The organism is Alicycliphilus sp. T452, assembly GCF_054512775.1.
Map to the genome: position 1 here is coordinate 22,614 of NZ_JBTNEH010000028.1, position 20,699 is coordinate 43,312.

The following is a 20,699-nucleotide window of genomic DNA, read 5'->3' on the forward strand; positions in this document are numbered from 1 at the left end:
ACCAAGCCTCGCTTGCCCCGATTGCCATCGGTCAAGTTTGGAACTAGGATACCGAGTAGTATTTTTTGAATGCGCTCGTTTTCAATGGAGATTCGTATGGATGCACTTTGGGAGATGCCGCTGGACGCCGAGGCAAGGCGATGGCAGGAGCTGGCAGCCCAGTTGACGGAAAGCCACTTCGCGCCATTGGCCGACATCATCGACCGGGAGCAGCGCTATCCCGTCGAGCATCTCCGGCCGCTGCGCGAATCCGGCATTTCCGGGATGTTCCTGCCGAAGGCCTATGGCGGCGGCGGCGCTTCGCTGGTCGCGCTTGCCGCCGTGGTGGAGACGATTGCCGCCGGATGCGGCTCCACGTCGGCCATCATGGCCGCGCTGTCCCTTGGCGCATTCCCCGTTCTTCTGGGCGGCAACGAAGAGCAGAAGCAGGCCTTGCTGGGAGGGCTCGCGCGCCGGGGCGAAGCCGTGAACTTCGCGCTGAGCGAACGCAGTGCGGGCTCGGATGCCTCCGCCATCACCTCCACGGCGGTGCGCGAGGGCGATGGATGGCGGATCCGTGGCGAGAAATGCTGGCTGGGCAACGGCGGCCACTCGGAGCACTTCATCGTCTTTGCCTTGACCGGCGAGCCCGGCGCCAGGAACAACATCAGCGCCTTCTGGGTCCCGCGGTCCACGCCCGGCGCAGTCGTCGACTTCTACGAAGACAAGATGGGCATCCGCGGCACCACGACCACCAACTTCAAGGTGGATGTGTGGGTGCCCCGGTCGAGCATGGTCGGAAGCGAGGGGCATGGCCTGAAGCTGGCCCTGTCCACGCTCAGCATCGGGCGCATCGTCGTCGCCGCCCAGGCCCTGGGCATTGCGCTGTGCAGCTATCGCGCGGCCGCGGAATTCGCCACGCAGCGCCAGACATTCGGACAGGCCATCATCGACCACCAGGGCGTCGGCTTCATGCTTGCCGATGCGGCCACCAGCCTTTCCGCCGCGCGGATGATGGTCCATGAGGCGGCAAAGGCCTACGACGAGGGGCGCGACGTCAGCACGCTCGGGGCCATGGCCAAGCTGTTCGCCAGCGAAGCGGCCCACAAGGTCTGCGACGACGCCATGCAGATTCTCGGCGGCCGGGGCTACGTCAGGCCGAACGTCGTGGAGCGCTGCTACCGGGACCAGCGCATCACCGAAATCTACGAGGGAACCTCGGAGATCCAGCGCCTCGTCATCGCGCGCGCGGTGAAGCGCTCGGCGGCGCGCCCCCTGGACCACTGACTTGAAAGACGACAACCGTGAACACAGACACCAAGAACGAGCCCGTCGGCGCATGGAAGGCCGTTGCCGGGTGGTACCACGCGTACTTCACCGGCATCGTGCTGTACACCGTTTCCAGAATGGGGCCGGCAAAGGCCGAGGAACTGGTCTACGAGATCTTCTGCCGCCAGCGCCGCGAGCGCTTCCTGCCCGGCCTCAAGAAGCTGGGCATCGACACCCTGTCCCCCGCCGTGGCCGCGGCGCAGTACCACTACCTGTCGAACCACATCGGCGGGGTTTCCGTCGAGTACATGTACGAGTCCGAGCGCAAGGCGTGGATCCGGTATGCCGCGCCCCGCTGGATCTGGGCCGGGACCGCGCTGTGCGGCATCCCCCCCGAGGTCTCCCGCGCGATGCTGCTCGGCTGGCACGCGCAGAACGGCACGATGCTCGGGAACCCGCGCCTGGGCTTCGTCTGCACCAAGCAGACGGTCGACGGGCAATCCGGTCTCGAAGGCTACTACTGCGAGTACGACCGCGACCTGCAGCCGCACGAGCGGCTTCGCTTCGCCCGCGAGGAGGACGCGCCCGACTTCGACCCCGCCAAGGCGCCGAAGCTGCCCATCGACACTTGGCCCGCGGCGCGGCTCGCCAAGGCGCACCGCAACTACGCGATGGAATACGTACGCTCGGCTTTCCCCACCGCGCTCCAGCTGTGGGGGCCCGACGAAGCGGCGCACAGGCTGCGGATGGCGGGCCGCATGGTGGGGATGCAGTTCTATCACGAGACCGCGAGGGGCCTGGGAGGCGACTACGCCCCCGACGCGCGCGGGTTCGCGGGGTTCCTGGCGGACCTCGGCGCCGCGCATGGCGACAGGACCTCCGTCGTGGAGGCCGGCGGCGCATTCGAGGTGCGCCAGGAAGGCTGGGCATTCAGGGAGGGCCTGGACGAGTGGTCTCCCCTGCTGTCACAGGCCTGGAACGGCCTGCTCGAAGGCGCGCATCAGGCGCACAACCGGCGGCTTGGCATGCAATTCGTGGACGGCGGCGGCTCCGGCAGGCGCGAACTGTCCTGGACCATTCGCGGCAACTGAAACCGAGGACCATGTCGATGAGCACAGAACTTCGGCCCGGAGCGCTTGAGGGCATCAAGGTGGTGGACGCGTCCCGCGTGCTCGCCGGCCCGTTCGCAGGCCAGATCCTCGGCGACCACGGGGCGGACGTCATCAAGGTCGAAAGCCCCGAGGGCGACGAATGCCGCGGGTTCGGCCCCCCGTTCGTGAACGGCAGCTCCGCCTATTTCAACGCGGTGAACCGCAACAAGCGAAGCGTCGTGCTCGACCTGGGGAAGGAGCAGGAGCGCTGGCGCCTGATGGACCTGCTGGCGACGGCAGACGTGCTGATCGAGAACTTCAAGCTCAGCACGCTGCAGTCCTGGGGCATTCCGGATGCGAGGTGGTTCACGCAGACCTTCCCTCGCCTGGTCCACTGCCGGATCACGGGGTACGGCGACGAAGGCCCCTATGGCGGCCTGCCGGGGTACGACGCCGCGGTGCAGGCCATGGCGGGCCTCCTGTCCATCAACGGCGACGCCGATGGCGAGCCTGTCCGGCTGGGCGTTCCGGTGGTAGACCTCACCACGGGGATGAACGCCGCGATGGCGGCATTGCTGGCGCTGCAGGCGCGCACCAGGACCGGCCGCGGGCAGTTGGCGGACGTGAGCCTGTACGACAGCGCGGTGTCGGTGGCGCACCCCTTCCTCACGAACTTCCTGCACTCCGGCAAGGTGCCGAGGCCTACCGGGAACCGCCATGCGAACATCGTCCCGTACAACGTCTACAAGACGGCCACGGTGCCGCTGTTCATCGCCGTGGCCAACGACCGGCTGTTCGGCAAGCTGTGCGGCCACCTCGGCGCCCCGGACCTCCCCAGGGACCCGCGGTTCGCGACGAACCGGGCGCGGGTGGAGAACCGGGATGCCCTGGAGGCCCGCCTCTGCGAGGTTTTTGCGCGGTTCGAGGGCGAGGCGCTCGGCGAGCGGCTCCTGGCGGATGGCGTGCCCGCGGCGCCCATCCTGGACATCGAGGCCGTCGCCGGCTCGGAACATGCGAAGTTCCGGCAAATGGTCGTGCGCCAGGATGGCTACGTCGGGCCGGGCATTCCCATCAAGCTCTCGGACACGCCTGCGAGCATCCGCCTGCCGCCGCCGGTGCTTGGAAGCCTTTCTCCTGGCGGCGCCCGGCCGTGAGAGCCTGTTATCCGATCAAACCGCAGGACAACCGCGGAGGTGCCGGGTAGTATGTAAAGTATCGGCTTTCGGCCACCCGCTCATCTGCCATCGTGATCAGGAACCAGGAAATCCAAGCGTGGATCAATACCGACTATGAAGCGATGCCGCCAATGCAGCTGGCGCTTCTCGACGCCGCGGCCAAAGCGTTCACGATCTTCGGTTTTGCCGCAGCGTCCATCGATGTGATCGCAAGCCAGATAGGCGCCACCAAAGGGAGCGTCTACTACCATTACCGCAGCAAGTCCGAATTGTTCTTCGCCGTGCACAAGCGTGCCATGGTGATCAACCTCAGGGCCCAGCTGCCGGTGTTCCAGGACCCATCCTTGAGCACCATCGAGAGGCTTTTCAACATGTGCCACCGGCATGCGATGGCCATCATGGAGTCCCTCTACTACCAGCGCGTCACGGTGCAGGGCGTGGAGCTCCACCAGTCCATCAGCACGACGCCGATGGAGCGGGAAGCCCTGCAGGAAGTGGTCGCCATGCGCGATGCCTACGAAGAGCTGTTCGAGCATGTGCTCGAGCAGGGGATGTCCGAAGGCGTGTTTGCCGCGCTCGACCCGTCGATCGCATCGAAGAGCATCCTGGGCTCGCTCAACTGGACGACCGTCTGGTACCGGCCGCGCGAGGGCGAGTCGGCAGCGGCCAAACTCCGGATTGCGGATCAATTGGCCCTGCAAGCGGTCTGCAGCATCGTCGCGGCGAAGTCCAGATCCAAAGTCCCCACCACCGCGGCCCGTCTGCCCGCGTGAAAAAAACGAGTGCGCGATTGCCCTGCTCCGGCGTGAATACAATCGCCGCCAGCAGAACACCAGCGCCATGGCCGCGCTGCACGGCCATTTTCCAACGATCCAATCCAAAGAGACGCCCATGACGAACGAAGAAATCCTCGCCCAATACGGCCCCCGCGAAGCCATGGAATATGACGTGGTCATCGTCGGCGGCGGCCCGGGCGGGCTTGCCACCGCCATCCGCCTGAAGCAACTGGCGGCCGAGAAAGGCCAGGACGTATCCGTCGTCGTGCTCGAAAAGGGCTCCGAGCCCGGAGCCCACATCCTCTCGGGCGCCATCATGGACCCCAAGGCGCTCACCGAGCTGATTCCCGACTGGAAGGAAAAGGGCGCGCCCCTGAACCAGCCCGTGACCGATGACGCCTACATCTTCCTCTCCGAGAAATCGGGCTTGCGCGTGCCCAACGTCTTCCTGCCGCCCTTCGCGCACAACCACGGCAACTACATCGTGCGCCTGGGCGACGTGACCAAGTGGATGGCGGAGCAGGCCGAGGCGCTGGGCGTGGAGATCTTCCCCGGCTTCGCGGCCGCCGAGGTGCTCTACAACGAGGATGGTTCCGTCAAGGGCGTGGCCACCGGCAACATGGGCATCGGCAAGGATGGCGAGCCCACCGAGAACTTCCAGCTCGGCATGGAACTGCTGGCCAAGTACACGATCTTCGCCGAGGGCGCGCGCGGCCACCTGGGCAAGCAGGTGATCGCCCGCTACAAGCTCGACGAGGATCGCGACCCGCAGAGCTTCGGCATCGGCGTCAAGGAGCTGTGGGAAATCGACCCCAAGCGCCACCAGCCCGGCTTCGTCATGCACACCGCCGGCTGGCCCATGGACAGCAAGACCTACGGCGGCGCCTTCCTGTACCACCTGGATGACAACAAGGTGGCGGTGGGCTTCGTCACGGGCCTGGGCTATACCAACCCGTATTTGAGCCCCTTCGAGGAATTCCAGCGCTGGAAGACCCACCCCAACGTCCGCTGGTATTTCGAGAACGACAAGGGCGAAGTCACGGCCAAGCGCCTCTCGTACGGCGCGCGCGCCATCAACGCCAGCGGCATCAACTCCCTGCCCAAGACCATCTTCCCCGGTGGCGCGCTCGTGGGCTGCGACGCGGGCTACCTTAATGTGAGCCGCATCAAGGGCAGCCACTCGGCCATCAAGACCGGCATGCTCGCGGCCGAGGCCGCGTACGACGCCATCCAAGGCGGCCGCCAGCACGACGAACTCACGGCCTACCCCAAGGCCTTCGAGGCAAGCTGGCTCTACACCGAGCTGAACAAGGACCGCAACTTCAAGAACTGGTTCAAGTACGGCCTGACCACCGCCACGCTGATGAACGGCTTCGAGCAGTTCGTGCTGCGCGGCCACGTTCCCTGGACGCTGCACCGCGACAAGCCCGACCATGCCTACCTGAAGCCCGCAGCCGAGTGCAAGCCCATCGTCTACCCCAAGCCTGATGGCAAGCTGACCTTCGACCGGCTCTCCAGCGTGTTCATCAGCAACACCAACCACGAGGAGAACCAGCCCGCGCATCTCACGCTCAAGGACGCATCGGTGCCGGTGGCCATCAACCTGGCCAAGTACGCGGGGCCCGAGGCGCGCTATTGCCCCGCCGGCGTGTACGAATTCGTGCCCGACGAGGCCCAGGGCGGCAACGCCCAGCGCCTGCAGATCAACGCGCAGAACTGCGTGCACTGCAAGACCTGCGACATCAAGGACCCGACACAGAACATCGTCTGGGTCACGCCCGAGGGCGGCGGCGGGCCGAACTATTCGGGTATGTAAGTAGATCGCGGTCTACTGTGTTTTTGATAGCATGCTGCGCTTGTCAGTCAAGCGTTTCATGCTAGTTTGATGGTATTTTCAGGCATGGTGCCGGCGTATGTTCGGGCGCTCGCGCCCGCGCAGCGGCCCGGCGCAAACGTTAGACTTGCTGCCCCGGGCTGCACGTCGTTCCTGCGGCGGCCCGGCCACAAAAAGAGCGCAGGAAACACCGCACGTTCAATTGGAGAGTGAACCGATATGAAGAGCTTGTCTTGGGCGCCCCTGGGCGCATTCGCCCTGGCCATGGCCACCCTCGTCCCCGTGGCCCACGCCCAGCAGAAGTCCGTGGCCGTCACGGCCATCGTGGAGCACCCTGCCCTCGACTCGGTGCGCGACGGCGTGCAGGCAGCGCTCAAGGAAGCGGGCTACGAATCGGGCAAGAACCTCAAGTGGCAGTACCAGAGCGCCCAGGGCAACACCGGCACGGCCGCCCAGATCGCGCGCAAGTTCGTGGGTGACAAGCCCGACGCCATCGTCGCCATCGCCACGCCCTCGGCCCAGGCCGTGGTGGCCGCCACCAAGACCGTGCCCGTGGTGTTCTCCGCCGTGACCGATCCCGTGGCCGCCAAGCTCGTGTCCAGCTGGGAGCCCAGCAAGACCAACGTGACCGGCGTGTCCGACATGCTGGCGCTGGACAAGCAGATGGACCTGGTCAAGCAGGTGGTGCCCAATGCCAAGCGCGTGGGCATGGTCTACAACCCCGGCGAGGCCAACTCGGTGGTCGTGGTCAAGGAACTCGAGAAGCTCCTGCCCAAGCTCGGCATGACCCTGGTCGAGGCCGCGGCCCCCCGCTCGGTGGACGTGAGCAGCGCCGCGCGCAGTCTCATCGGCAAGGTGGACGTGATCTACACCAACACCGACAACAACGTGGTCTCGGCCTACGAGTCGCTGGTCAAGGTGGGCCAGGACGCCAAGATCCCGCTGGTGGCATCGGACACCGACAGCGTCAAGCGCGGCGCCATCGCCGCGCTGGGCATCAACTACCGCGACCTGGGCGAGCAGACCGGCCGCATGGTGGTGCGCATCCTGAAGGGCGAGAAGCCCGGCGACATCAAGCCCGAGCTCAGCACCAAGATGGAGCTGTTCGTGAACCCCGGCGCGGCCGAGAAGCAGGGCGTGAAGCTCTCCGACACGCTGGTCAAGTCGGCCGCGCAGGTCGTTCAGTAAATAGGCCGTTCGGCCCTCGCGCGCAGGAGCCCCTCAGGGCTCCTGCTTTGTTTCTGCCCCCAGCCCCAAGCCCCGCCCCATGTCCCTCTTTTCCCTGCTCGGCGCCGTTGAGATCGGCCTGATTTTCAGCCTGGTGGCGCTGGGGGTCTACATTTCCTTCCGGCTGCTGCGCTTTCCCGACCTCACGGTGGACGGCAGCTTTCCGCTGGGCGGCGCGGTCTGCGCCATCCTGATCTCCACGGGCACCAATCCCTGGCTGGCGACGCTCGCGGCCACGGCGGCCGGCGCGGTGGCGGGGCTGCTCACGGGCTGGCTCAACGTCAGGCTCAAGATCATGGACCTGCTGGCCAGCATCCTGATGATGATCGCCCTGTACTCGGTGAACCTGCGCATCATGGGCGGGCCCAACGTGCCGCTGATCAACGACACCACCCTCTTCACCCTGCTGCAGCCCGAAAGCATCCCCGACTACGTGGCGCGCCCCATGGTCCTGTTCGTGGTCGTCGTGCTCGCCAAGCTGGTGCTCGACTGGTTCTTCGCCACGGAGCGGGGCCTGGCGATCCGCGCCACCGGCTCCAACGCCCGCATGGCGCGCGCCCAGGGCATCAACACCGGGGCCATGGTGCTGCTGGGCATGGCCATCTCCAACGCGCTGGTGGGCCTGGCGGGCGCCCTGTTCGCGCAGACGCAGGGCGGCTCCGACATTTCCATGGGCATAGGCACCATCGTCATCGGCCTGGCCGCGGTGATCGTGGGCGAGTCCATCCTGCCGTCGCGGCGCATCGTCTACGCGACGCTGGCCGTCGTCGTGGGCGCCATCGTCTACCGCTTCTTCATTGCGGCGGCGCTCAACAGCGACTTCATCGGCCTCAAGGCGCAGGACCTGAACCTGGTCACCGCCGTGCTGGTCACCGTGGCGCTGGTGATCCCGCAGCTCAAGCGCAAGCTCGGCAGCCGCAAGTAAGGAAAAAACGCCATGCTGAGCGCACAAGACCTGTACATCACCTTCAACCCGGGCACGCCCATAGAGACGCGCGCGCTGCGCGGCATGTCGCTGGAGATCCCGGCCGGGCAGTTCGTCACCGTCATCGGCTCCAACGGCGCGGGCAAGTCCACCTTCCTCAACGCGATCTCGGGCGACATCGGCGTGGACACCGGCCGCATCGCCATCGACGGCCTGGACGTGACGCGCAGCCCCGTGTGGGAGCGCGCCGAGCGCGTCTCGCGCGTGTTCCAGGACCCCATGGCGGGCACCTGCGAGGACCTGACCATCGAGGAGAACATGGCCCTGGCCCAGCAGCGCGGCACGCGCCGCGGCCTGCGCGGCGCCGTCAAGCAGGCCGAGCGCGCCATGTACCGCGAGCGCCTGTCCACGCTGGGCCTGGGGCTGGAGAACCGCCTCACGGACCGCATCGGCCTGCTCTCGGGCGGGCAGCGCCAGGCGGTGAGCCTGCTCATGGCGGCGCTGCAGCCCTCGCGCATCCTGCTGCTGGACGAGCACACTGCGGCGCTCGATCCGCGCACGGCCGACTTCGTGCTGCAGCTCACGGCGCGCATCGTGCAGGAAAACCAGCTCACCACCATGATGGTCACGCACAGCATGCGCCAGGCGCTGGACGTGGGCGAGCGCACGGTGATGCTGCACCAGGGCCAGGTGGTGCTGGACGTGTCCGGCGAGGAACGCGCGCGCCTGGACGTGCCCGACCTGCTGCGCATGTTCGAGAAGGTGCGCGGCGAAAAGCTTGCCGACGACGCCCTGCTGCTGAGCTGACCCTCTCATTGCCCGGCCGATGCCATCGGCCCTTCCATGCGCTGCTGTCCGCCGCGGCGCCCGGGCATCACCGCCCCTTCCGAGGACTCCCATGAGTGCGAGCGACTCCACTTCCGGCCATCACCTGCACCGCGCCCTGAAGGCGCGCCACCTGTCCATGATCGCCATTGGCGGTTCCATCGGCACGGGCCTGTTCGTCGCTTCGGGCGCCACCATCTCCCAGGCCGGTCCCGGCGGCGCCGTGCTGGCCTACATGGTCGTGGGCCTGATGGTCTACTTCCTGATGACCAGCCTGGGCGAGATGGCTGCCTATCTGCCCATCTCGGGCTCGTTCGCCACCTACGGCAGCCGCTATGTGGACGAGGGCTTCGGCTTCGCCCTGGGCTGGAACTACTGGTACAACTGGGCAGTGACGATCGCCGTCGACCTGGTGGCCGCGCAGCTGGTGATGGCCTACTGGTTCCCCGGCGTGGACGGGGTGCTGTGGAGCGCTGTCTTCCTGGCGATCATGTTTGGCCTCAACGCCATCTCGGTGAAGGGCTTCGGCGAGGCCGAATACTGGTTCGCCACCATCAAGGTGGTCACCGTCGTCATCTTCATCGGCCTGGGCCTGCTCATGGTGCTGGGTATTCTGCGCGGCGGCCCGCCCGGGGGCGTCTGGGGCAGCATCGCCCTGTGGTCCGAGGGCGACGCGCCCTTTGCCGGGGGCTTTTCGGCGCTGATCGGCGTGGCCATGATCGTGGGCTTTTCCTTCCAGGGCACGGAGCTGATCGGCATTGCCGCCGGCGAATCGGAAGATCCCGCCAGGAACATCCCGCGCGCCGTGCGCCAGGTGTTCTGGCGCATCCTGCTGTTCTACGTGCTTGCCATCCTGGTCATCAGCCTGCTCATTCCCTATACCGACCCGCAGCTGCTCAAGAACGACGTGGGCGACATCGCGGTGAGCCCGTTCACCCTGGTGTTCCAGCGCGCGGGCCTGCTCTCGGCCGCCGCCGTGATGAACGCCGTGGTGCTGACATCGGTGCTCTCGGCGGGCAATTCGGGCATGTATGCCTCCACGCGCATGCTCTACACCCTGGCGTGCCAGCGCATGGCCCCGGCGGTTTTTGCCCGCGTGAACGCGCGCGGCGTGCCGATGATGGCGCTCATCGCCTCCACGGTGGTGGCCGCGCTGTGTTTTCTCACCAACATCTTCAGCCCGCAGGTGGTCTACATCTGGCTGCTCAACCTCTCGGGCATGACGGGCTTCATCGCCTGGCTGGGCATCGCCATCAGCCATTACCGCTTCCGCAAGGGCTACGTGGCGCAGGGGCTGGATCTGGATGCCCTGCCCTACCGCACCGCCTCGTTCCCCTTCGGCCCCATCTTTGCCTTCGTCCTGTGCATGACGATCACGCTGGGACAGAACTACCGCGCCTTCCTGGAAGAGCGCATCGACTGGGCGGGCGTGACGGCGACCTACATCGGCCTGCCGCTGTTTCTCTTGATCTGGTTCGGCTACCGCTGTGTCAAGGGTTCGCGCATCGTGCCCTACGGCGAAATGCGGGTGAAGCCCGAGGCGTATTGACCACGCATCGCCAATGGCGCGCGGGCCTGCCGCTACACCCCCAGCGGCAGGTCGGCCTTCTTCAGCGTGCGCAGCACGAAGCTCGAACGGCTGTGCCGTATGCCCTTGATCTTGTAGAGCTTCTCGCGCAGCAGGCGCTCGTAGTCGCGCGTGTCCTTGACCACCACGCGCAGCAGGTAGTCGTAGTCGCCCGAGACGAGGTGCGCCTCCACCACCTCCGGGATGCTGGCCAGCACCTCGCCGAATTTCTCCAGCGTGTTGTCGGAGTGGCTGTCCAGCGTCACCTGCACGAGCACCGTGTCGGCCAGGTCGAGCGCCTGGGGATTGAGGCGCACGGTGTAGCCCTCGATCACGCCGGCCTCCTCCATCTTCCTGATGCGGCCCCAGCACGGCGAGGGGCTCAGGCCCACGGCGGTCCCGATTTCCTGCAGGCTGGCGCGCGCATTGGCCTGCAGCACGGAGAGAATTTTCCTGTCAAGGCGGTCCATTCGAGTGATTATTCAATAAATCATGAATTTACAGAATGATTTTCTGTAAATTTCCAGAATAAAGGGAAATTCAGCAAATCCATCCGGCGCGCGGCGCGCATACTCCATCCCATCGAGGCGCTCTTACCGGAGCGCACGAAACTGACGGGGCCCCGCCCGGTTACCGCCGGGCGGGGGCTTGGCAAGAACGAACCCCCTGCTCTCCCCGAAAACCCCGATGCCCCGGGTTATGCTGCGTTGCCATAATTTTCCATTGGCAACAACTGCAGACATTACAGGAGACGACATGCATCTGACCAAACTTGCGCTGGGCCTGGGCTTGGCACTGGGCATCACCGCAACGGCGTTCGCACAGACGACGATGCGCATCAGCATCTCGGTGGCGCAGAACTCGCACCAAGGCGTGGCGATCGACACCTTCGCCAAGGAAGTCGAGAAGCGCACGGGCGGGCGCTACAAGATCCAGACTTTCTACAACGGCGCCCTGGGCGGCGAGCGCGAGTCCATCGAGGCCGTGCAGCTCGGCACGCAGGAGCTGGCGTTCAGTTCCACCGGCCCCGTGCCCAACTTCGTGCCCGAGGCCAAGATCCTCGACGTGCCCTTCCTGTTCCGCGACAAGGCGCACGCGCGCGCCGTGCTCGACGGCCCCATCGGCCAGGAACTGCTCGGCAAGTTCGACGCCAAGGGCTTCAAGGCCCTGGCCTGGGCCGAGAACGGCTTTCGCCACATGACCAACAGCAAGCGCGACGTGAAGGAGCCCGCCGATTTGAAGGGCCTGAAGATGCGCACCATGGAAAACCCCGTGCACATCGCCGCCTACAAGGCCTTCGGCATCATCACCACGCCCATGGCCTTCCCCGAGGTGTTCACCGCCCTGCAGCAGGGCACGGTGGACGGGCAGGAAAACCCGCTGCCCGTCATCATCTCGGCCAAGTTCGACCAGGTGCAGAAGCACCTCTCGCTCACCGGCCACGTGTACTCGCCCTGCATCTTCGTGATGAACAAGGCCGCGTTCGACAAGCTCTCGGCGGCCGACAAGCAGGCCTTCATCGACGCCGCCAAGGAGGGCGCCAAGGTCAACCGCGCCCGCGTGGACGAGGACGACGCCAAGGGCGTGGCCGACCTGCGTGCCAAGGGCATGACGGTGATCGACAACGTGGACAAGTCCAAGTTCGTCGCCTCGCTCACTTCGGTGAATGCGCAGTTCGAGAAGGAATTCGGCAAAGCCAACCTGGACAAGATCCGCAACTACAAGTAGCACTCCTGTCTTGATAGCTGCTACCGCCCGCAGATCATGCGCTGCGGGCTTTTTTGATCCTTTTTTTGCCTGACGCATGAAATCCCTTTTCCTTTCCTGCGAACGCTGGAGCAGCGCCATCGCCATGGCCGGCGCCTGCGCCATGCTGGCCCTGGCCGCGACGCTCGGCATGTTCCAGATCCTGATGCGCTTCGTCTTCGAAGAGCCGGCCGAGTGGACCGAGGTGCTGATCCGCTTCAGCCTGATCTGGATGGTGTTCCTGGCCATCCCCATGGCGTTCCGCCAGGGCGCCATGGTCAGCGTGGACGTGCTCTACCGCTGGAGCCCGCCGCGGCTGCGCCGCGTGCTCGACTGGGTGGTGTGCCTGGCGGCCCTGGCGCTCATCGCGATCATCGTCTGGTGGGGCTGGGACTATGCCCGGCGCGGCGGCGTGCAGAGCATGGCGGGCCTGGAGTCGGTGTCCATGTTCTGGGCCTACCTGGCCTTGCCCGTGGGCGGGCTGTTCAGCGTGCTGGGCATCGTGGGCAACCTGATCGACCCGCAGCGCCATGAACTGGAGACCGCGCAATGACCGCCGTGATGATCTCCACCATGGTGCTGTGCTTCGCGCTCACCATTTCCGTGGCCGTGTCCATCGGGCTGGCCTCGGTGCTGGGCATACAGGCGTCCAACGCCAACATGCTGATCTCCGTGAAGGAGATGTTCGGCGCCATCAACAAGTTTCCGCTGGCCGCCATCCCCTTCTTCATCCTGGCGGGCAACCTGATGGAGACGGGCGGCATATCGCGCCGCCTGGTCGACTTCGCCAAGAGCATCGTGGGCGGCGTGCAGGGCGGCCTGCCTATGACCTGCGTGCTCACCTGCATGATCTTCGCCGCCGTGTCGGGCTCGTCGGTGGCCACCACGTTCGCCATCGGCGCCATCCTGATCCCGGCGCTGATCAAGCACGGCTACCCCACGAGCTACGCCGCCGCGCTGCAGGCCACGAGCGCCGAGCTGGGCGTGATCATCCCGCCCTCGATCCCCATGATCCTCTACGGCGTCTCCGCCGAGGTGTCGATCGGCGAGCTGTTCATCGCCGGCTTCGGCCCGGGCATCCTGATCAGCGGCGCGCTGATGCTCTTCGTGTGGGCCTATTGCAAGTACAAGGGCTGGGGCAAGCACGACGGCGACGGCCGCATGCCCTTCGGCCGCGCGCTGCTGAAGGCGGGCTGGGCGCTGCTCATGCCGGTGATCATCCTGGGCGGCATCTACGGCGGCATCTTCACGCCCACCGAGGCCTCGGCCGTGGCCGTGTTCTACGCGCTCGTCGTGGGCATGCTGATCTACCGCGAGATCGGCATCAAGGACCTGTACGCCGTGCTGCGCAAGTCGGCGCTGTCGTCGGCGGTGATCATGTTCATCATCGCCAACGCAGGGCTGTTCGCCTTCCTCATCACGCGCGCGGGCGTGCCCGACGCGATCGGCCACTGGCTGCAGGAGGTGCTCAAGTCCCCGGCGTACTTCCTGCTGGGCGTGAACGTGGCGCTGTTCGTGATCGGCATGTTCATCGAGACCAGCGCCGCCATCATCGTGCTCGGCCCCATCCTGGCGCCCGTGGCGGCGCACTTCGGCATCGACCCGGTGCACTTCGGCCTGATCATGGTGGTGAACCTGGCGCTGGGCATGATCACGCCGCCCTTCGGCGTGAACCTGTTCGCGGCCTGCACGGTGGCGCGCATCTCGCTGGACCGCATCATCGGCCACCTGCTGCCTTTCGTCTGCGTGATCCTGGCGTGCCTGATGGTCATCACCTACGTGCCGTCGCTGTCGCTGTTCCTGCGCGACCTGGTGTACGCCAGGTAGCGGCCGGGCGGGTGCCGCTCAGCCCGGCACTCGCCGGTACCAGGCGCAGCCGTCCTCCCCCAGCGTCACCGTGGCCTCGGCGCGCGCCACCAGATAGTTCAGGTGGGCCAGGCTCTCGCCCGTGGCCAGGCTCATCTGCATGTTGTCGGCGGTGACGGGGCGGGCGAACAGCGCGCCATAGACATCGACGGCGCGCCGGGGCTCGCGCAGCGCCTCGCGCAGGCGGTCGAGCGCGCGGTGCTGGCTGTCCCTGAGCGCGGCGATGCGGCGGTGCAGCCCGCGAAACGGCTGGTTGTGCGCCGGCAGCACCAGCACGTCGTCGGGCACCTCGCGCTCGAGCTTGTCCAGCGAATCCAGCCAGTCGGCCAGCGGGTTGGCGTCCGGCTCCGCGGGGAACACGGAGACGTTGGACGAAATGCCCGGCAGCACCTGGTCGCCGGAAATGAGCAGCTTGCGCTCGGGGCAGTACAGGCAGGCATGCTCGGGCGAATGGCCTGTGCCCACCACCACGCGCCAGGCCTGCCCGCCGATCGTGACGTCTTCGCCGTCGTGCAGGCGCCGGTAGCTGTCGGGCAGCGCGTAGATCATCTTGCCGAAGCCGCCGAAGCGGGTGCGGTAGGTTTCTATCGCCTCCTCGTCCCAGCCGGCGCGCTGGTAGAAGCGGATCGCGTCCTCGGGCGCCTCGCGCCCGGTGTCGGCGCCCAGGGCGCGGCAGCTCAGGTACTCCAGCCGGCTGATCCACAGGCGGCAGTCGAACTTGCGCGTGAGCCAGCCGGCCATGCCGATGTGGTCCGGATGCATGTGGGTGACGAAGACGCGCGTCACCCCCTGCGGCAGCACCGTGGCGAAAAGCTGGCGCCACGCGGCCGCCGTTTCGGTGGACCAGATGCCGGTATCGACCAGCGCCCAGCCCTCGCCGTCGCGGACGGCCCACAGGTTGATGTGGTCGAGCGAGAAAGGCAGGGACATGCGTATCCACCACACGCCCGGGGCTATCTCCTTGGCGCTCCCCCCCTCCGGCACCGGGCCGCAGGGAAGGACCAGGCCGTGTTTGTCGACCACTGCATCCTCGGTATTCTTTTCCATCGTCGTCCTTCTTCTTTGCCAAAACCGCAGCTTAACGGAGCGCGCCTTTCGCTGCTGTCTGCGGTTAGAATCCGCGGCTGTCAGGAGAGAGCCCGCGCGCCATGCGCGGGCCGCCGAAGGCGCAGGCGCAAAGCCTTAACGCTCAGGCAAAAGGACTGACGGCACGCCCGCAGCGATGCGGACGTTTCCTTGCTGGAGAGAGGCGCCGCCGGCGCCCACCGAAGGAGCAACCCCCGCCGCCGCGGCGGGGCGAATCTCTCAGGTAAAGAGGACAGCAGGGCAGATTCCGTGGCTTCGGCCATGGCCCGCATTTGCCCTGGAGAAACCACCGTGACCGCCTCTGCCGACGCCCTGCTCACCACCCCGCTCAACGCCCTGCACCTGGAGCTCGGCGCCCGCATGGTGCCCTTCGCGGGCTATTCCATGCCCGTGCAGTACCCCGCGGGCCTGATGGCCGAGCACCTGCACACGCGCGAGAAGGCGGGCCTGTTCGACGTGTCGCACATGGGCCAGCTCAAGCTCGTCGGCCCCGATGCGGCGGCGGCGCTGGAGTCGCTCATGCCCGTGGACGTGATCGGCCTGCCCGTGGGCAAGCAGCGCTATGGCCTGCTGCTGAACGACGAGGGCGGCGTGATCGACGACCTGATGTTCTTCAACCAGGGCAACGACACGCTGTTCCTGATCGTCAACGGCGCGTGCAAGACGGGCGACATCGCCCACATCCAGGCGCGCATCGGCCAGCGCTGCCAGGTGGTGCCCCTGCCCGATCAGGGCCTGCTGGCGCTGCAGGGGCCGCAGGCGGCCGCGGCGCTGGAGCGGCTGGTGCCCGGCGCCGGCCAGCTGGTGTTCATGAGCGGCGGCGGCTTCGACTGGAACGGCGTACCGCTGTTCATCACCCGCAGCGGCTACACCGGCGAGGACGGCTTCGAGATCTCCGTGCCCGGCGCGCAGGCCGAGCCGTTCGCCCGCGCGCTGCTCGCGCAGCCCGAGGTCAAGCCCATCGGCCTGGGCGCGCGCAATTCGCTGCGCCTGGAAGCGGGCCTGTGCCTGTACGGCAACGACATCGACGCCACCACCACCCCGCCCGAGGCCGCGCTGAACTGGGCCATCCAGAAGGTGCGCCGCACGGGCGGCGCGCGCGCGGGCGGCTTTCCAGGCGCGGACAAGGTGCTGGCGCAGATCGACGACCCGGCCAGCCTCGCGCGCAAGCGCGTGGGCCTCATCGCCAAGGAGCGCATCCCCGTGCGCGAGCCGGCCACGCTGGAGAACCTGGACGGCCAGCACATCGGCCAGGTCACCAGCGGACTGCTGAGCCCCTCGCTCAACCAGCCCATCGCGCTGGCCTACGTGCAGCCCGACTACGCTGAAGCAGGCACCACGCTTTTCGCCATCGTGCGCGGCAAGCCCGTGCCGATGGTGGTGGCGCCCACGCCCTTCCTGCCGCCGCGCTACCACCGCGGCTGACGGGGCAGACTTCCCCTGATTCCTGCCGGCCCCGGGGCGGATACATTGCGCCCTGGGCCTTCTCGCAAACCCCTTTTCTTTTTCCGGAGCCTTCCATGAGCCTCAAATTCTCCAAAGACCATGAATGGGTCGACGCCGCAGACGCCAACGCCGCCGTGGTCGGCATCACCGTGCACGCGCAGGACGCGCTGGGCGACGTGGTGTTCGTCGACCTGCCCGAGGTCGGCGCCACCTTCTCCCAGGGCGACGTGGCCGGCGTGGTCGAATCGGTGAAGGCCGCGGCCGACGTGTACATGCCCGTCTCGGGCGAGATCGTGGAGGTCAACGAGGCCCTGCGCGCCGACCCGTCGCTGGCCAACAGCGACCCGCTGGCCGCGGGCTGGTTCTTCAAGGTCAAGATCGGCAACCCCGGCGAACTCGACGGCCTGATGGACGAAACCGCCTACGGCGCCTTTACCGCCAGCGCCTGATCAGGCTACCGCAAAAACCATAGCTGCTAGCGCTTGCTGACATGGGCTTCAGGAACGAGAAACCCTGAAACCCATTACCAACAGGCGCCAGCAGCTTAATTTTTAATAGCACTCCCGAGATTGGCCCCATGACTGCCGCCCTGCCCCTGTCCGCACTCGAAAACGCCACCGAATTCCTGCCCCGCCACATCGGCATCGACGCGCAGGACGAGGCGCACATGCTGTCCGTCATCGGCGAGGCCTCGCGCCGCGCGCTGGTCGATTCCATCGTGCCGCGTTCCATCGCCCGCGCGGCCGCCATTCAGCTCCCCGCGCCCTGCACCGAAGCCGACGCGCTGGCCGAGCTCAAGGCCATCGCCGGCAGGAACCGGCTGCTCAAGAACTTCATCGGCCAGGGCTACTACGGCACGCACACGCCGGGCGTGATCCTGCGCAACATCCTGGAGAACCCCGCCTGGTACACGGCCTACACGCCCTACCAGGCCGAAATCAGCCAGGGCCGCATGGAGGCGCTGGTCAACTTCCAGACCATGGTGTGCGACCTCACGGGCATGCCGATCGCCAACGCCTCGATGCTCGACGAGGCCACGGCCGCCGCCGAGGCCATGACGCTGGCGCGCCGCTCGGTCAAGGCCAAGAGCAACTGCATCGTCGTCTCCGGCGACTGCCACCCGCAGACCATCGAGGTGATCCAGACCCGCGCCGCGCCGCTGGGCCTGCAGGTGCGGCTGGCCAGCTCGCACGAGGAATGGGACGCGCTGGTCGCGCAAGACCACTTCGCCGCGCTGATCCAGTACCCGGCCAGCAGCGGCTGGCTGATCGACTGGAGCGCCGAGGTGCAGAAGATCCACGCCAAGGGGGCCGCGGCCATCTTCGCCGCCGACCTCCTGGCGCTCACGCTGCTGAAGACCCCGGGCGAGATGGGCGCCGACATCGTCGTGGGCACCACCCAGCGCTTCGGCATGCCCATGGGCGCGGGCGGCCCGCACGCGGGCTACATGGCCTGCCGCGACGACTTCAAGCGCTCCATGCCCGGGCGCCTCGTCGGCGTGAGCGTGGACGCGCACGGCCGGCCGGCCTACCGCCTCGCGCTGCAGACGCGCGAGCAGCACATCCGCCGCGAGAAGGCCACCTCCAACATCTGCACCGCGCAGGTGCTGCCCGCCGTCATCGCCAGCATGTACGCCGTGTACCACGGCCCCGAGGGCCTGGCGCGCATCGCGCGGCGCGTGGCGCGCTACACCGCCATCCTGAGCCGCGGCCTGGCCCGGCTGGGCTACCGCAGCCAGCACCATGAATCGGCCTTCGACACCCTGTGCCTGAAGACCGGCGATGCTACCGACAAGATAGCAGCCTGCGCCGTATCCATGGGCGCCAACCTGCGAAAGGCCTGGAACGAATACCTGTGCATCTCGCTGGACGAGACCACCACGCGCGCCGACATCGAGCTGCTGTGGAAGATCTTCGCCAATGACGGCCAGCAGCTCCCGGCCATCGAGTCCATGGACGACGGCGCGCCGTCGCTCATCCCCGAGGGCCTGCAGCGCACCAGCGCCTTCCTCACGCACCCGGTGTTCAACACGCACCACAGCGAGACCGGCATGCTGCGCTACATCCGCCAGCTGTCCGACAAGGACCTCGCGCTGGACCGCACCATGATCCCGCTGGGCAGTTGCACCATGAAGCTCAACGCCACCAGCGAGATGATCCCCATCACCTGGCCCGAGTTCGCCAACGTGCACCCCTTCGCCCCGGCCGACCAGCTCGCGGGCTACGCCGAGCTCGACGCCCTGCTGCGGCGCTGGCTGTGCCAGGCCACCGGCTACGCCGGCGTGAGCCTGCAGCCCAACGCGGGCAGCCAGGGCGAATACGCGGGCCTGCTGGCCATCAAGGCCTACCACGAGGCCCAGGGCCACGCGCACCGCAACGTCTGCCTGATCCCGTCGAGCGCCCACGGCACCAACCCCGCCAGCGCGCAGATGGTGGGCATGCAGGTGGTCGTGACCAAGTGCGACGAGAACGGCAACGTGGACATGGCGGACCTGCGCGCCAGGTGCGAGCAGCACAGCCAGGACCTGGCCTGCGTGATGATCACCTACCCCAGCACGCACGGCGTGTTCGAGACGCAGGTCAAGGAGCTGTGCCAGATCGTGCACCAGCACGGCGGCCGCGTGTACGTGGACGGCGCCAACATGAACGCCCTGGTCGGCGTGGCCGCGCCCGGCGAGTTCGGCGGCGACGTGAGCCACCTGAACCTGCACAAGACCTTCTGCATCCCGCACGGCGGCGGCGGCCCCGGCGTGGGCCCGGTGTGCGTGGTGGAAGACCTCGTGCCCTACCTGCCCGGCCACGCCACCGCGGGCCTCGCGGGCGGCACCGGCGCCGTCAGCGCCGCGCCGCTGGGCAACGCGGCCGTGCTGCCCATCAGCTGGATGTACATCCGCATGATGGGCGCCGAGGGCCTGACGGCCGCGACCGAGGCCGCGATCCTCTCCGCCAACTACATCAGCGCGCGCCTGAAGGACCACTACCCCACGCTGTACGCGTCGGCCAACGGCCACGTGGCGCACGAGTGCATCCTGGACCTGCGCCAGCTCAAGGAAACCAGCGGCGTGATGGCCGAGGACGTGGCCAAGCGCCTGATCGACTACGGCTTCCACGCGCCCACGCTGTCCTTCCCCGTGGCCAACACGCTCATGGTCGAGCCCACCGAGAGCGAGACCCTGGCCGAGATCGACCGCTTCATCGACGCGATGATCGCCATCCGCGAGGAGATCCGCCACGTCGAGAACGGCACCTGGCCGCAGGACGACAACCCGCTCAAGAACGCCCCGCACACGGCCGAGAGCCTGCTCAAGGCCGACTGGCCCCACCCCTACGCGCGCGAGGCCGCCGCCTACCCCGTGGCCAGCCTGCGCCAGGGCAAGTACTGGGCCCCCGTGGGCCGCGTGGACAACGTGTACGGCGACCGCAACCTGTTCTGCAGCTGCGTGCCCGTGGGCGAGCCGGCCTGAGCGCCGCGCGCACCCCACAGCGAAGGCCCGGAAACGGGCCTTTTTTTCGGGCGCGCCACATACTACCCCCTAGTAGTCGATTTTTTACATGCTTCTGCGCAGGCACATCAAGCGCTATGCTTTTATACTAGCCCCCAGTACAAAGAACCGCCTCCCGCATGCCCCACACCGCCGAAGACAAGCAGCGCGCCATCACCCGCCTGCGCCGCATCCGCGGCCAGGCCGAGGCGCTGGAGCGCGCCGTGGAGGCGGGCAGCGACTGCGCGCCCATCCTGCAGCAGCTGGCCGCCATGCGCGGCGCCGTGCACGGGCTGATGGCCGACCTGCTCGACAGCCACGTGCGCGAGACACTGGCGCAGCAGCCCTCGCCCCAGGCCGTCGAGGAGATGCGGGCCCTGCTGCGCTCGTACCTGAAGTAACCCGT

General features: G+C 67.2%; 18 protein-coding genes and 2 riboswitches. Of the genes, 16 read left to right on the top strand and 2 right to left on the bottom strand.

The window, feature by feature from the left end:
* Nucleotides 1-96: 96 nt before the first annotated feature.
* The 9 genes from ACX12L_RS19595 (at nt 97) to ACX12L_RS19635 (ending at nt 10,650) form a co-directional block, all read left to right on the top strand.
* On the top strand, nt 97-1,266 hold the full coding sequence (locus ACX12L_RS19595; RefSeq protein WP_459264113.1) for an acyl-CoA dehydrogenase family protein: 1,170 nt from the start codon (nt 97-99) through the stop codon (nt 1,264-1,266).
* 17 nt (nt 1,267-1,283) lie between these two features.
* Entirely contained in the window at nt 1,284-2,339 is a 1,056-nt protein-coding gene (locus ACX12L_RS19600) for a hypothetical protein (RefSeq protein WP_459264114.1), read from the top strand.
* A 17-nt stretch (nt 2,340-2,356) separates the two neighbouring features.
* Complete coding sequence (locus tag ACX12L_RS19605; RefSeq protein WP_459264115.1) at nt 2,357-3,493, top strand: CaiB/BaiF CoA transferase family protein; 1,137 nt, start codon at nt 2,357-2,359, stop codon at nt 3,491-3,493.
* Between the two features lie 152 nt (nt 3,494-3,645).
* A complete protein-coding gene (locus ACX12L_RS19610; protein WP_459264140.1) occupies nt 3,646-4,287 on the top strand; it encodes a TetR family transcriptional regulator in 642 nt (213 codons plus the stop codon).
* Between the two features lie 118 nt (nt 4,288-4,405).
* Entirely contained in the window at nt 4,406-6,106 is a 1,701-nt protein-coding gene (locus tag ACX12L_RS19615; protein WP_459264116.1) for an electron transfer flavoprotein-ubiquinone oxidoreductase, read from the top strand.
* Between the two features lie 237 nt (nt 6,107-6,343).
* Nucleotides 6,344-7,312, top strand: coding sequence for an ABC transporter substrate-binding protein (locus ACX12L_RS19620; protein WP_459264117.1), 969 nt, complete (start codon nt 6,344-6,346; stop codon nt 7,310-7,312).
* Nucleotides 7,313-7,391: 79 nt separating this feature from the next.
* Complete coding sequence (locus ACX12L_RS19625; protein WP_459264118.1) at nt 7,392-8,276, top strand: ABC transporter permease; 885 nt, start codon at nt 7,392-7,394, stop codon at nt 8,274-8,276.
* 12 nt (nt 8,277-8,288) lie between these two features.
* Nucleotides 8,289-9,083, top strand: a complete 795-nt coding sequence (locus ACX12L_RS19630) for an ABC transporter ATP-binding protein (RefSeq protein ID WP_459264119.1) — start codon at nt 8,289-8,291, stop codon at nt 9,081-9,083.
* 91 nt (nt 9,084-9,174) lie between these two features.
* Nucleotides 9,175-10,650: an amino acid permease gene (locus ACX12L_RS19635; RefSeq protein ID WP_459264120.1), complete on the top strand. Its 1,476-nt coding sequence runs from the start codon at nt 9,175-9,177 to the stop codon at nt 10,648-10,650.
* 32 nt (nt 10,651-10,682) lie between these two features.
* On the opposite strand, the gene ACX12L_RS19640 is transcribed toward ACX12L_RS19635, so the two are convergent.
* The gene (locus tag ACX12L_RS19640) at nt 10,683-11,138 is read right to left on the bottom strand and encodes an Lrp/AsnC family transcriptional regulator (RefSeq protein WP_459264121.1); all 456 of its coding nucleotides are present in this window, start codon (nt 11,136-11,138) and stop codon (nt 10,683-10,685) included.
* 286 nt (nt 11,139-11,424) lie between these two features.
* Here ACX12L_RS19640 and ACX12L_RS19645 point away from each other — a divergent pair, with 286 nt between their 5' ends.
* The 3 genes from ACX12L_RS19645 (at nt 11,425) to ACX12L_RS19655 (ending at nt 14,241) form a co-directional block, all read left to right on the top strand.
* Nucleotides 11,425-12,396 carry a TRAP transporter substrate-binding protein gene (locus ACX12L_RS19645; protein WP_459264122.1) on the top strand — a complete coding sequence of 324 codons (972 nt, stop codon included), beginning with the start codon at nt 11,425-11,427 and terminating at the stop codon, nt 12,394-12,396.
* 76 nt (nt 12,397-12,472) lie between these two features.
* Nucleotides 12,473-12,967, top strand: a complete 495-nt coding sequence (locus tag ACX12L_RS19650) for a TRAP transporter small permease (RefSeq protein WP_459264123.1) — start codon at nt 12,473-12,475, stop codon at nt 12,965-12,967.
* A complete protein-coding gene (locus ACX12L_RS19655; RefSeq protein ID WP_459264124.1) occupies nt 12,964-14,241 on the top strand; it encodes a TRAP transporter large permease in 1,278 nt (425 codons plus the stop codon). The genes ACX12L_RS19650 and ACX12L_RS19655 overlap by 4 nt, the downstream gene beginning before the upstream one ends.
* Nucleotides 14,242-14,259: 18 nt before the next feature.
* Here ACX12L_RS19655 and ACX12L_RS19660 read toward each other — a convergent pair whose 3' ends face one another.
* Nucleotides 14,260-15,327 carry an MBL fold metallo-hydrolase gene (locus ACX12L_RS19660; RefSeq protein ID WP_459264125.1) on the bottom strand — a complete coding sequence of 356 codons (1,068 nt, stop codon included), beginning with the start codon at nt 15,325-15,327 and terminating at the stop codon, nt 14,260-14,262.
* A 71-nt stretch (nt 15,328-15,398) separates the two neighbouring features.
* Nucleotides 15,399-15,495: riboswitch (glycine riboswitch) on the top strand.
* 14 nt (nt 15,496-15,509) lie between these two features.
* Nucleotides 15,510-15,612: riboswitch (glycine riboswitch) on the top strand.
* Nucleotides 15,613-15,627: 15 nt separating this feature from the next.
* Between ACX12L_RS19660 and gcvT the strand changes: the two genes are divergently transcribed.
* The 4 genes from gcvT (at nt 15,628) to ACX12L_RS19680 (ending at nt 20,694) form a co-directional block, all read left to right on the top strand.
* Nucleotides 15,628-16,791, top strand: coding sequence for a glycine cleavage system aminomethyltransferase GcvT (gene gcvT / locus ACX12L_RS19665; RefSeq protein ID WP_459264126.1), 1,164 nt, complete (start codon nt 15,628-15,630; stop codon nt 16,789-16,791).
* A 95-nt stretch (nt 16,792-16,886) separates the two neighbouring features.
* On the top strand, nt 16,887-17,261 hold the full coding sequence (gcvH, locus tag ACX12L_RS19670; protein ID WP_459264127.1) for a glycine cleavage system protein GcvH: 375 nt from the start codon (nt 16,887-16,889) through the stop codon (nt 17,259-17,261).
* A gap of 128 nt (nt 17,262-17,389) precedes the next feature.
* Nucleotides 17,390-20,275, top strand: coding sequence for an aminomethyl-transferring glycine dehydrogenase (gene gcvP / locus ACX12L_RS19675; protein ID WP_459264128.1), 2,886 nt, complete (start codon nt 17,390-17,392; stop codon nt 20,273-20,275).
* Between the two features lie 158 nt (nt 20,276-20,433).
* A complete protein-coding gene (locus ACX12L_RS19680; protein WP_013519177.1) occupies nt 20,434-20,694 on the top strand; it encodes a metal/formaldehyde-sensitive transcriptional repressor in 261 nt (86 codons plus the stop codon).
* The last annotated feature ends 5 nt before the right edge of the window (nt 20,695-20,699 follow it).

Bases quoted from the DNA above. Each gene is read 5' to 3' on its own strand.
- ACX12L_RS19595 (WP_459264113.1), top strand. From the start codon at position 97: ATGGATGCACTTTGGGAGATGCCGCTGGACGCCGAGGCAAGGCGATGG.
- ACX12L_RS19605 (WP_459264115.1), top strand. From the start codon at position 2,357: ATGAGCACAGAACTTCGGCCCGGAGCGCTTGAGGGCATCAAGGTGGTG.
- ACX12L_RS19610 (WP_459264140.1), top strand. From the start codon at position 3,646: ATGCAGCTGGCGCTTCTCGACGCCGCGGCCAAAGCGTTCACGATCTTC.
- ACX12L_RS19615 (WP_459264116.1), top strand. From the start codon at position 4,406: ATGACGAACGAAGAAATCCTCGCCCAATACGGCCCCCGCGAAGCCATG.
- ACX12L_RS19620 (WP_459264117.1), top strand. From the start codon at position 6,344: ATGAAGAGCTTGTCTTGGGCGCCCCTGGGCGCATTCGCCCTGGCCATG.
- ACX12L_RS19625 (WP_459264118.1), top strand. From the start codon at position 7,392: ATGTCCCTCTTTTCCCTGCTCGGCGCCGTTGAGATCGGCCTGATTTTC.
- ACX12L_RS19630 (WP_459264119.1), top strand. From the start codon at position 8,289: ATGCTGAGCGCACAAGACCTGTACATCACCTTCAACCCGGGCACGCCC.
- ACX12L_RS19635 (WP_459264120.1), top strand. From the start codon at position 9,175: ATGAGTGCGAGCGACTCCACTTCCGGCCATCACCTGCACCGCGCCCTG.
- ACX12L_RS19640 (WP_459264121.1), bottom strand. From the start codon at position 11,138: ATGGACCGCCTTGACAGGAAAATTCTCTCCGTGCTGCAGGCCAATGCG.
- ACX12L_RS19645 (WP_459264122.1), top strand. From the start codon at position 11,425: ATGCATCTGACCAAACTTGCGCTGGGCCTGGGCTTGGCACTGGGCATC.
- ACX12L_RS19650 (WP_459264123.1), top strand. From the start codon at position 12,473: ATGAAATCCCTTTTCCTTTCCTGCGAACGCTGGAGCAGCGCCATCGCC.
- ACX12L_RS19655 (WP_459264124.1), top strand. From the start codon at position 12,964: ATGACCGCCGTGATGATCTCCACCATGGTGCTGTGCTTCGCGCTCACC.
- ACX12L_RS19660 (WP_459264125.1), bottom strand. From the start codon at position 15,327: ATGGAAAAGAATACCGAGGATGCAGTGGTCGACAAACACGGCCTGGTC.
- gcvT (WP_459264126.1), top strand. From the start codon at position 15,628: ATGGCCCGCATTTGCCCTGGAGAAACCACCGTGACCGCCTCTGCCGAC.
- gcvH (WP_459264127.1), top strand. From the start codon at position 16,887: ATGAGCCTCAAATTCTCCAAAGACCATGAATGGGTCGACGCCGCAGAC.
- gcvP (WP_459264128.1), top strand. From the start codon at position 17,390: ATGACTGCCGCCCTGCCCCTGTCCGCACTCGAAAACGCCACCGAATTC.
- ACX12L_RS19680 (WP_013519177.1), top strand. From the start codon at position 20,434: ATGCCCCACACCGCCGAAGACAAGCAGCGCGCCATCACCCGCCTGCGC.